12 protein-coding genes are annotated in these 9,840 nt (G+C 72.4%); 8 read left to right on the top strand and 4 right to left on the bottom strand.

Annotation, left to right across the window (positions count from 1 at the left end; translation table 11 throughout):
• On the bottom strand, nucleotides 1–523 hold a 523-nt coding region (locus tag VF468_01265), incomplete at its 3' end, for a M1 family peptidase (GenBank protein ID HEX5876952.1).
• Between the two features lie 196 nt (nucleotides 524–719).
• On the opposite strand from VF468_01265, the gene VF468_01260 reads away from it, so the two are divergent.
• The 4 genes from VF468_01260 to VF468_01245 all read left to right on the top strand — a co-directional run bounded on the left by VF468_01260 (nucleotide 720) and on the right by VF468_01245 (nucleotide 3,485).
• Nucleotides 720–1,022 (top strand): hypothetical protein, encoded by a 303-nt coding sequence (locus tag VF468_01260; protein ID HEX5876951.1) that lies wholly within the window; start codon nucleotides 720–722, stop codon nucleotides 1,020–1,022.
• 408 nt (nucleotides 1,023–1,430) lie between these two features.
• A complete protein-coding gene (locus VF468_01255) occupies nucleotides 1,431–1,904 on the top strand; it encodes a hypothetical protein (GenBank protein ID HEX5876950.1) in 474 nt (157 codons plus the stop codon).
• Nucleotides 1,905–1,929: 25 nt separating this feature from the next.
• Nucleotides 1,930–2,496, top strand: coding sequence for a sigma-70 family RNA polymerase sigma factor (locus VF468_01250; GenBank protein ID HEX5876949.1), 567 nt, complete (start codon nucleotides 1,930–1,932; stop codon nucleotides 2,494–2,496).
• The gene (locus VF468_01245; GenBank protein HEX5876948.1) at nucleotides 2,493–3,485 is read left to right on the top strand and encodes a hypothetical protein; all 993 of its coding nucleotides are present in this window, start codon (nucleotides 2,493–2,495) and stop codon (nucleotides 3,483–3,485) included. The genes VF468_01250 and VF468_01245 overlap by 4 nt, the downstream gene beginning before the upstream one ends.
• A gap of 20 nt (nucleotides 3,486–3,505) precedes the next feature.
• On the opposite strand, the gene VF468_01240 is transcribed toward VF468_01245, so the two are convergent.
• Nucleotides 3,506–3,892, bottom strand: a complete 387-nt coding sequence (locus tag VF468_01240) for a cupin domain-containing protein (protein ID HEX5876947.1) — start codon at nucleotides 3,890–3,892, stop codon at nucleotides 3,506–3,508.
• A gap of 49 nt (nucleotides 3,893–3,941) precedes the next feature.
• The gene (locus tag VF468_01235; protein HEX5876946.1) at nucleotides 3,942–4,457 is read right to left on the bottom strand and encodes a histidine phosphatase family protein; all 516 of its coding nucleotides are present in this window, start codon (nucleotides 4,455–4,457) and stop codon (nucleotides 3,942–3,944) included.
• A 279-nt stretch (nucleotides 4,458–4,736) separates the two neighbouring features.
• Between VF468_01235 and VF468_01230 the strand changes: the two genes are divergently transcribed.
• From VF468_01230 to VF468_01215, 4 genes are all read left to right on the top strand, one after another.
• Entirely contained in the window at nucleotides 4,737–5,783 is a 1,047-nt protein-coding gene (locus VF468_01230; protein HEX5876945.1) for a lyase, read from the top strand.
• Nucleotides 5,784–5,841: 58 nt separating this feature from the next.
• Entirely contained in the window at nucleotides 5,842–6,165 is a 324-nt protein-coding gene (locus VF468_01225) for a YbaK/EbsC family protein (GenBank protein HEX5876944.1), read from the top strand.
• A gap of 76 nt (nucleotides 6,166–6,241) precedes the next feature.
• Entirely contained in the window at nucleotides 6,242–7,312 is a 1,071-nt protein-coding gene (locus tag VF468_01220; protein ID HEX5876943.1) for a serine hydrolase domain-containing protein, read from the top strand.
• A gap of 30 nt (nucleotides 7,313–7,342) precedes the next feature.
• On the top strand, nucleotides 7,343–8,302 hold the full coding sequence (locus tag VF468_01215) for an aldo/keto reductase (protein ID HEX5876942.1): 960 nt from the start codon (nucleotides 7,343–7,345) through the stop codon (nucleotides 8,300–8,302).
• A gap of 630 nt (nucleotides 8,303–8,932) precedes the next feature.
• Here VF468_01215 and VF468_01210 read toward each other — a convergent pair.
• On the bottom strand, nucleotides 8,933–9,840 hold a 908-nt coding region (locus tag VF468_01210), incomplete at its 5' end, for a Gfo/Idh/MocA family oxidoreductase (GenBank protein ID HEX5876941.1).

Genomic DNA, 9,840 nt, shown 5'->3' with positions numbered 1-9,840 from the left:
TGGTCTGGCCGCCATAGGTGACGACGACCCGCGCCCTCGCTCCCTTCTTGAGCTTGGGACGAGGCTGGACGATCAGCTCCCACACGCGGGCCTCGTCGTCCTGGACCTGCCAGTAGGCGGGCCCCCCGACGGCGTCCCCGGAAGCGGGTGGCGTCACCTCGCGGAGCCGCCTCCCGTTGACCGTGATCGCTTCTACGTCCATGTCCCGCAGGTCGAGGTTGAAGCGGTCCAAGTTCTGCGTGGCCACGAGGTCGATGGTCGCGACGCCGCTCAGCTGACCGACGAGCGGCGCCGGTTCCGGCGCCGGCGGCTCGTAGGTGATGTCGAGGTCGTAGTGCCGGACGTCGTAGCCGCCGTTTCCGGCGAACGGGAAGTAGGCGTCACCAGCGCCGGGGGCACCGGGAAGGAACCTGCGCCCGCCTGGATCGCCCGGAGCGGCCATCGCGCCGCCCCCCACGCCCAGCACCCCCACCCCGATGAGCAAGGCGATCCACGCGCTGACCAATCGTGTGCGAACCTTCATGGCATACCTCCGCGCTCGGGGCCGCATTATAGTTCGCCGGCCAAACCGGGACAGGTCAGCCGCCACGCCAGGCGCTGGTTCTGGTCGGGGAGGATCCGCCTGCTACTCCTCGGCCCGGCCTCGACGCGACTTCCCGAGCAAGCTGGCTCCACCAAGGCCGAGCAGGGCGAGCCCGACGGCCAGCAGCGGCATCGTCGTGCCCGCTCCGGTGAACGGCAGCTCGCCACCGGCCGGGCCGCCTGGGGTCGAGGACGAGCCCCCGACCGCCGAGGTGGTGCTGGTGTCGTGGCTGGTCGAGGTGGCCCCCGAGGTCGAGCTGGCCCCCGAGGTGCTGGTCGCCCCGGCGGTGGTGGTCGTGGTCGGGACAGGGCCGCAGCCGGTGACGCAGAAGACCTTGTGCTTGACGTCGGCCCCCTGGGAGCCCTGGGCGTGGATCGTCAGCTTGACGTGGACGCCCTGGTTGGGGTGGGGCCGGCACGGGCACGTGTTGGCCTCCTGAGACTGGATGGGGGCTGAGCTGCGCCCTCCCCCCGTCGTGCGTTGTTGGCTATCTAGGCCAAGAACGGGCAGTCGACCAGAGCGTTACAACCACGCTCGCCTGTTTGCCGCGGGAAGGGTGTTCGTGGTAGCGGTGGCCTACGCGTCGGTCTCCCCCCAGGCCGGCACCAACCCGCACCCGCGGCCATTCCCCCATGGTTCACGGTCTCGGGTGCTGGAGGACGCACCATGCCTCAGTCGCCCCCTCATCTCCGTACCGGCCGACCCGGCGCTCGCTGTGGGATGGCGCGCGACTGACGGGCGCGCCGGAACCTGCAACCGCCGTTCTGATCCCGATTCGGGACCCCGCCCGGACTGACCGGGCCAGCGACCTCGTCGGAGGTGCCCTGTGGCTGCTCTGTTGCTTCTGTTGGCGATCGTCGGCGCCGTCGTGGTGGGTGACCTTGTGTTGGAGAACACCACCACCGGCACCATCACGGTGCTGGACCACCCGGTCACCGGCTACAGCCACGGCCTGCTCCTGGCCATGGCGGCCGCGATCGGATTCGTGGTTGGCCTGCTGGTGGTCGGGTCGGTGAGCCTGCGGCGCTCGCGGCGCGCCCGCCGCAGGCAGCTGCGCACGACCGAGCGAGAGCTGCGCGGGCAGCTGCTCGAGCTCGAGGACGAGAACACCGGGCTGCGCGAGGAGCTGGCTCGCCAGGAGCTGGCTGGGCGTCGCGGGGCCGGGGTCGCCTCGGCAGCCGGTCTCGATGCGCCCGCGACCGCGGGCCGGGTTCCGCCCCCGCTCGCCGACAGCCGCGAGGAGCCGGTCTATGCCGAGGCCAGGCGGGTCGCTCGACTCCGCAGCGACTCCGATCGGCCGTCTCCTTCCACCTACCGGTGACCAGACGCAGGCCGAGCGAGGTGCGATGATCGGACCGCGGTTCCCGGAGCTGCTGGCCGCCGCCCAAGGCGGGGACGAGCAGGCGTTCGCGGTGCTGTGGCGGGATCTGCAGCCGGCCCTGCTGCGCTATTTCCAGGTCGCGGCGAACGAGGTGGCGGAGGACCTGGCCGCCGACACCTGGGTGTCGGTGATCCGGAGGCTTGGGCGGTTCCGGGGCGGCGAGCCGGCCTTCCGGGCCTGGGTGTTCACCGTAGCCCGCCACCGGGTCATCGACTGGCATCGGCAGGCCGCGCGTCGGCCGATCACCTTGGTCCCGGCCGAGCAGCTGGCCGAACGGCGGGCGCCGGACGATCCGGCGGTCGAGGTGCTGGAGGTCCAATCGACCCGGGCGGCGTTGGCGCTGCTGGCCGAACTGCCAGCTGACCAGGCCGAGGTGGTGGCCCTGCGAGTGCTCGGCGGCCTGGAGGTCGCCGAAGTGGCCGGGATCGTCGGCAAGCGCCCAGGGACGGTCCGGGTGCTCGCCCATCGGGGGTTGCGGCGGCTGGCCAAACAGTTGGAGGCGGCCGGGTTGGCGGGGGGTGTAACGCGATGAGCGACGACGACGCTCTTGGGCCCGACATGCATCCACTGCTTGGGTTCCTTGAGAGCGCGCCGTCCGTCGCCGACCAGGACATGCTGGAGCGGCTGCTGGAAGGCCGGCTCGACCCTGCCTCGGCCCCGCCCGGCTACGGTGGGCTGGCCAGGTTGCTGGCGGCGGCGACCGCCCCGGCCGCTCCCGAGGAGCTGGCCGGTGAACAGCGAGCCCTTGCCGAGTTCACGGCGGTGATGCGGTCGACCCCCCCGACCCTCGTCCCCCGGAGGATCGCCGTGCCCGGCAAGGTGTTCACGATGAAAGCGGCCGCGGCCGCACTGGTCGCCGTCCTGTCAGTCGGCGGGATCGCCGCCGCGGCCACCGGGCACCTGCCCGGCCAGGCGTCGTCGGTGGCCGACCGGGCAACGGTCACGTCGGGTGCCGACGCGTCCGGGCAGGGTATGGGGGCCGCCGCCAGCGTTGAGCTGGATGCGGCAGCCCAGATGGGCCTGTGCCGAGCCCTGCAGGCCGGCCAGGGCGCCGACCACGGTTCCCGGGCCGACACGCCGGCGTTCCAGGCCCTGGCAGCGGCGGCCGGTGGTGCCGGCAACGTCGTCGGCTACTGCGAGGACATCACGGCCGGTGCGTCGGCTGACAGCCAGGGCCGGGAGTCGGCGGCCGGGCCGGACGCCACCGGAGCGGCCCGGGCCGGGCTGTGCCGGGCGTGGCAGGCCGGCCAGGGCGCCGACCACGGACGCCGGGCGGACTCGGTCGCCTTCCAGGCGCTGGCGGCGGCCGCGGGCGGAGCCGACAAGGTCGCCGCCTACTGCGAGGACGTGACCGCCGGCGCCGGCAGTGACGGCCAGGGCCGCGCCTCGCCCCCCAGCGTCCCGGCGACTCCGACCCCCGCCTCGCCACCGAGCAGCGGCCCACCCGCGGACCCCGGCCCACCCGCCAGCACCGGACCTGGAGGGCACGGGCAGGGCGGACCCCCGACGACCACCGGCTGACAGGTCCAGAACCCGTTCGATCACCCGGATGGCCAGGACTGTCCAGTCGGGGCCCGCTGGGCGTGGCGGCCGATCTGAAGGCCCGGGGAGCGACGGCGGTGGACCGACAGGTAGGCAAGCGGCCCGTCGACCGCCACCACGGCCCTGACCGCCCCCTTGGGCACGTGGACGAGGGCCATCGGGGCGAGCGGGCGGACCTGGCCGTCGAGGGTGAGCTCGCCCCGGCCGGCCACGACCACCATCAGGACTTCCACCTCGTCGTTCCGATGCGGCTGGATGCGGTCCCCCAAGCCGAGCCGGATCAGGTTGGCCTGCAGGTCCTCTCCATCCAGCCGCCACAGGGCGCCTGGCCGGTCCCCGGCCGCCGCGAGGCCGGCCAGGTCGACCACAGAAGGGGCGTCGCGCATCTCACCATGTTCTCATCCGGACCGCACCAGACGGTCGCAGCGCATCCCATCAGCCCGACGCCAGGCTCTGCCATTCCTGGGCGGTGATCCTCGCGACCAGCCTGGAGCGGTCCGCGCCGCCGGGTGCGAAGACCGCCGACTCGCCCTCCGCGACCGAGAGTCCCGTCGCTCCCTGGAGGTTGAAGCCGTGGGAGACGAGCACCGCGTTCTGCCCGGCCGGTGGTCGCATCGCCAACAGGCGCATCAGCCGGCGGGCCAGGTCCTCGTCGTCGGTGCCGGGGAATGCCTCGTTCAGGAGGTCTCGTGTCACGCGCACGCGATCCCGGCCGAAGGCCAGCTCGGCGGTCTCCCGGGTCCGCGCGTAGGGGCTGGCCAGCACCGTGCCCACCGGAATCCGGAGGCGGCGGATCGCCCGGCCGAGCTGCCGGGCCTGGTTGCGTCCGACATCGGAGAGATTCCGCTGCGTGCGTGGGTCGGCCAGGTTGGGCCGAGGGTCGTCCTGGGTTGCCTCGGTCGCCGCGTGGCGGATGAAGATGACGTGCCCTCCCTGGCGTAGACGGGCCACGAGGTCGCGGCCGCCGGGTCGCTCGGCGAGCGTGGACGGGACGCCGGATCCGGCTGGTTCCGTCCGGCGGGGCGGGCTGGCACCGCATCCGGTGACGGCGGCGAGCAGGAGGCAGGCAACCAGCGCCACGGCCGCGCGGGCGGCGGGGCGTCCCGGCCGTCCCCCGGGTCTCATGCGGGTTCGCGCCAGGACGCATGGACGGCGATGGTCATGCCACCAGTCTGCGCCGGCCCGGGGGCTCGCGCTCGCCCGCCGAACCGCCGTCGCTATCATCGCCCCATGATGGGTGCTGCGGCGCGGCGCACAAGACGGCTCGGCTGGCTGGCCGTGCTCCTGATCCTGGTGGCCGCATGCGGGCGGTCGCCCGAGCCCGCCGCCGACCGACCTTCGCCGCCGACGGCGACCACGGCCGCCGAGGCGGCCCCGGCGGGCCTGCGGGTGCAGGAGTATCCGGTCCCGGCCGGGAGCCGGCCCCACGACGTCGCCCCGGCCGCCGACGGCCGCTCGGTCTGGTACACCGCCCAGGGGTCCGGGCAGCTCGGCCTGCTGGACCCGGCCACCGGCGAGAGCCGGCTGATCCCGCTGGGGGACGGCTCGGCGCCGCACGGCGTGATCGTCGGCCCCGACGGGGCCCCGTGGGTCACCGACGGCGGCCTGAACGCCATCGTGCGGGTCGACCCGCGGACCGGGAAGGTCGACCGCTACCCGCTGCCGCCCGAGCGGGGTTCGGCCAACCTCAACACTGCCGCCTTCCGCGATGGTGTCCTGTGGTTCACCGGGCAGGCGGGGGTGCTGGGCCGGCTCGACCCGAAGGTCGGACGGGTCGAGGTCTTCGACGCCCCCAGGGGGCCTGGCCCCTACGGCATCACCACCACCCCCGACGGGCAGGTGTTCTACGCCTCCCTGGCCGGCAGCCACATCGGCCGCATCGACCACCGGACGGGCGCCGCCGAGGTGCTGGAGCCGCCCACCGGCGACCAGGGCGCCCGTCGGGTCTGGTCCGACTCGCGCGGCCGGATCTGGGTGAGCGAGTGGAACGCCGGCCAGCTGGGCCGCTACGACCCGGCCGACGGCCGCTGGCAGGAGTGGAAGCTGCCCGGCGCCAACCCGATGGCCTATGCCGTGTATGTGGACGACAACGACCATCCATGGCTGAGCGACTTCGCCGCCAACGCCCTGGTCCGGTTCGACCCTTCCACCGAGCGGTTCACGGTCGTCCCCCTGCCGAGCTCGCCGGCCAACGTGCGCCAGATCCTCGGCCGGCCCGGCGAGGTGTGGGGCGCCGAGTCCGGCGTGGACAAGCTCGTCGTGGTCCATACCAGCTAGACCGGCGGCGTCCGTCCGCGGCCGGGGGCGGGGCTGGACGAATGGGGAGGTGGTTGTGATGTCGGTCGTCACCGAGCATCTCGAGCAGCGCGGTGCCGCGTTCGAGGTGGTCCCTCACCGCCAGGCCTATACCTCCATCGACGAGGCACGCGCGCTCGGTGTCGATGCCGATGAGGTGCTCAAGACGCTGGCGGTGCGCACCGGGCCCGGCTATGTACTGGTGGTCATCCCGGCCGCGCGCCGGCTGGATCTGCAGCTCGTCCGTGAGGCGTTGGACGACAACCATGCCCGCCTGGCCACCGAGCTGTTCGGGACCGGCGGGATCACGACCGTGGCGTTGGCCAAGCGGCCGGAACGAGGCCGCGACGGACCGGTCGCGTAGGCAGGGTGGGCCGGTGCGTCGGCGATCTCACGACCCGCTGGACTCCGGCTTGGCGCCAGCCGTGGGGGACGCGGCAGTGCGGGCACTGGCTGACTCGATGACTCCCGGGCTGGCCGTCGCGCTCGTCAGGCACGGACGGATCGCGTGGGCGGCCGGCTACGGGGTCGCCGACCAGGCGACAGGCGAACCGGTGACGCCCGCAACCCGCTTCCAGGCAGCCTCGGTCTCCAAGCCGGTGACCGCCTGGGGGGTGCTGCGCCTGGTCGAGCAGGGCCGGATCGACCTGGACGAGCCGGTGGTCGGCCGCCTGCGACGCTGGTGCCCCCCGCCGTCGCCATTCAAGACCGACGGCATCACCGTCCGTCGGCTGCTCAGCCACACCGCCGGCCTGTCGGTCCACGGCTATGTCGGCCAGACCCTGGATCGGCCGCTGCCAGCCATTGATGCCTCGCTGGCGGGCGAAGGCGGCGGGAGCTTCCCGGTGGAGCTGCTGGACGCACCGGGTCGACGCTGGCTGTACTCGGGCGGCGGCTACAGCGTGCTGCAGCTGCTGGTCGAGGAACTCACCGGCCGGCCATTCGCCGACGTCATGCAGACCGAGGTACTGGGGCCGCTCGGCATGACTGCCAGCAGCTTCCAGTGGCACCGCAGGGCGGCGACCGCCTGCCCGCACGATGTCGACGGATGCCAGGTCCCCGACTTTGTCTTCGCCGAACAGGCCGCCGCCGGGCTGGTCACCACCGCGCCGGACCTGGCCCGCTTCGCCGCCGCCGCGCTGCCCGGCCCCGAGGGCGAGCCACCAGGACGAGGGGTGCTCCGCCCGGCCGGGGTCCGCCTGGCCCTCACCCCCGCCCCCGGCACCGGGGGCCGGTGGGGACTCGGGTACGCATTTGGCCTGCTGCCCGACGGTGACCGGCTCGCCTACCACGAGGGCGCCAACCGCGGCTGGCGGGCCGGCCTGGCGCTGCTGCCCGACCGGCGGACGGGCATCGTGGTGCTGGCCAACAGCGACGCCGGCAGCGCCCCCATCAACGCCGTGGTCCACCAATGGGTGAGGCTCAGCACCAAGCCGCGGCGGCGCTCCCCGACCGGCCACGACACCTCCAGCGGTAGTCTCTTCCGTGGACCGGAAGGCTCGATGGCTTAAGGACATGCCATGGCGAGTGATGGTGCGCGGATGACCGACCGGATCCGTCTCGGCCGTACTGATCTCGAGGTGCCAAGACTGGGCCTGGGGGCGATGACCTGGGGCAGCCCCTCGGGTCGGAGCAGGTGGGGACCGGCCAAGCTGGCCTATGGAGGCCCCCCAGGGCCGGAGGAAGAACGGCGGGCCTTCGAGGCCAGCTTGACGGCGGGCGTGGACCTGTTCGACACGGCCGCGATGTACAGCGGCGGCGCTTCGGAGCGGCGCGTGGGCGAGCTTGCCGAGGGCCAGAGCGTGGTGATCGCCACCAAGTTCCCGCCCGGATGGCGATCAACGGCAGAGGTACTTCCGGAGGCGCTGGACCAGAGCCTTGTTCGGCTCCGGCGAAGCCCCATCGACCTCTATCAGCACCACTTTCCTTCTCGTCGCATCTCGATCCCCTCCCTCATGGGGTTGATGGCCGACGCGGTCGAAGCGGGGAAGGTCAGGGCAGTTGGGGTGAGCAACTATTCCGCAGCACAACTCCGCGTCGCCCATGCGGCGCTGGCCGAGCGGGGAATCCCCCTTGCCTCCAACCAGGTGGAGTACTCCCTGTTGCATCGAGCGCCCGAGGTGAACGGGGTGCTGGATGCCTGCCGGGAGCTGGGGATCACGCTGATCGCATACCAGCCAATGGCGCAGGGAGTCCTCACCGGCAAGTATCGGCCGGGCGATCGGCCCAAGGGGATTCGGCGCTTCGGCCGCTACTTCCGGGGCGATGGTCTCAAGAAGGCGCAGCCGGTCGTGGCCCTGCTGGGTGAGATCGGTGAACGCCATGCCAAGACCCCAGCCCAGGTGGCCCTTCGGTGGCTCATCGAACGGGAGGGTGTTGTACCGATCCCCGGTGCGAAGAACGGGAGACAGGCAGCCAGCAATGCCGAAGCGCTCTCCTTCTCGCTGGCTGGGGACGAGATCCAGGCGCTCGATCAAGCGACGACGGCCTGGCGCAGGTGAGGAACCCACCACCCCGGCCCTCACTGACGCGGCCAAGCTGAAGGACGACGGCCGCCCCCTTCTGAAGCGGTCCCGGGTGCTCGCCCCGGCGGAACATCGTCTCCGTGAGGCTTCTGCTTGTCCGCGGCGCTGGGCGACGTACCTGACGACCGCCACCCCAGCCATACCAGGCCGACCGGCTCGACGACCGAGCTGCCAGACAACGCGTACGACCTGGTGACCTGCCGCGCCTTGCTGCACCAGATCGCCGGGTACGGTCCGGCGGTGCTCGCGCGGATGGCCGCTGCCGTCAAGCCAGGCGGATGGCTGTTGGTCGAGAGCCGGACTTCCACCTCGCGCCGACCACGGAGCCCGCTGCCTGGGCGACCACCTGGAAGGCCTTGATCGAGTGGGGGCACGCCAACGGGTCGACTGGCTCATCGGCCGGACGCTGCCGAGCATGGTCAGCAAGCTCGGTCTCGGGCGCCCTCAAGCAAAGACCGACGTGCACAACGTCCGTGGCCGGGATCGCGGGCGCTGTAGTTCAGGCCGTTCTTGGCTGAGGTGCGCGATCGTGTGGTGGACAGTGGTCGGCTCGACGCCGCGACGTTCGACGCCGCCTCGGTGGGCGCGCAAGCCGGATGAGCGTGGCTAACGTCCTGAGGTGCCAGCGTCCGGGGCGACCTCGATGCGGGTCCCGGTCTCGAACGAGTCGATGATGGCGTGGGCGAGCGCCAGGGCGCGGCGGCCGGCACGGGCGTGGATGGGTGGCGGCCGCCGGGCCCGGACGGCCTGGAGCAGGTCGTCGACGTGCTTGTCGAAGGTGCGGTGGAACTGGCGGTCGGCGTCGTTGAAGTAGCCGGCCTGCCAGACGCTGCTGACCTCGCTCCCCGCCCGGGTGAAGGTGTAGCGCCGGACGGTGTCCTCGATCAGGACCCGGCCGCCGGTGCCGTTCAGCTCGAGCTGGTGGGTCGCCGGATAGGCATAGGAGGAATCGTAGGAGCCGACCAGGCTCCCGATCGCTCCGTTGGCGAAGTGCAGGGCGGCCACCAGGGTCGAGTAGCCCCTGCCGGTCTTGCCGGTCATCTGGGCGGTCACCGAGTCGATCGGCCCGCACAGGTGCTCGAGCATGTCGAGGCCGTGACACTGGGTCTCGATGAGGTTGGCGTGGGGGTGGGAGCTGTTGCCCGGCTCGCCGCCGAAGCGCCAGGTGGCGAAGACCAGCTCACCGAGGTCGCCGGCGCGGACGGCGTCGGCGGCCATGGCCACCGGCGTGGCGTAGCGGTGGTTGAAGTTGATGGCGAAGAACAGCGAACGGGCCTCCGCCTCGCGTAGCAGGACATCGGCCTCCTCCAGGTCGAAGACGAACGGCTTCTCGACGAACAGCGGGAAGCCGGCGCGGATGACCTTGAGCGTCGGCTCGAAGTGGCCCTCGTTGGGCAGGCAGATCGAGACCAGATCGGGCCGTTCCCGCTCGAGCATCTCCTCGACGTCGACGTAGGGGTTGGCCCTGAACTCGCGGGCCCGGGCCGCGGCCCGTTCGGGCGTGCGGCCGACCA

Source organism: Actinomycetota bacterium, from assembly GCA_036280995.1.
Classification (GTDB): domain Bacteria; phylum Actinomycetota; class CALGFH01; order CALGFH01; family CALGFH01; genus CALGFH01.
This window is presented reverse-complemented; position numbering and strand designations above follow the sequence as displayed.

Bases quoted from the DNA above. Each gene is read 5' to 3' on its own strand.
- VF468_01245 (HEX5876948.1), top strand. From the start codon at position 2,493: ATGAGCGACGACGACGCTCTTGGGCCCGACATGCATCCACTGCTTGGG.
- VF468_01250 (HEX5876949.1), top strand. From the start codon at position 1,930: ATGATCGGACCGCGGTTCCCGGAGCTGCTGGCCGCCGCCCAAGGCGGG.
- VF468_01215 (HEX5876942.1), top strand. From the start codon at position 7,343: ATGACCGACCGGATCCGTCTCGGCCGTACTGATCTCGAGGTGCCAAGA.
- VF468_01240 (HEX5876947.1), bottom strand. From the start codon at position 3,892: ATGCGCGACGCCCCTTCTGTGGTCGACCTGGCCGGCCTCGCGGCGGCC.
- VF468_01225 (HEX5876944.1), top strand. From the start codon at position 5,842: ATGTCGGTCGTCACCGAGCATCTCGAGCAGCGCGGTGCCGCGTTCGAG.
- VF468_01230 (HEX5876945.1), top strand. From the start codon at position 4,737: ATGATGGGTGCTGCGGCGCGGCGCACAAGACGGCTCGGCTGGCTGGCC.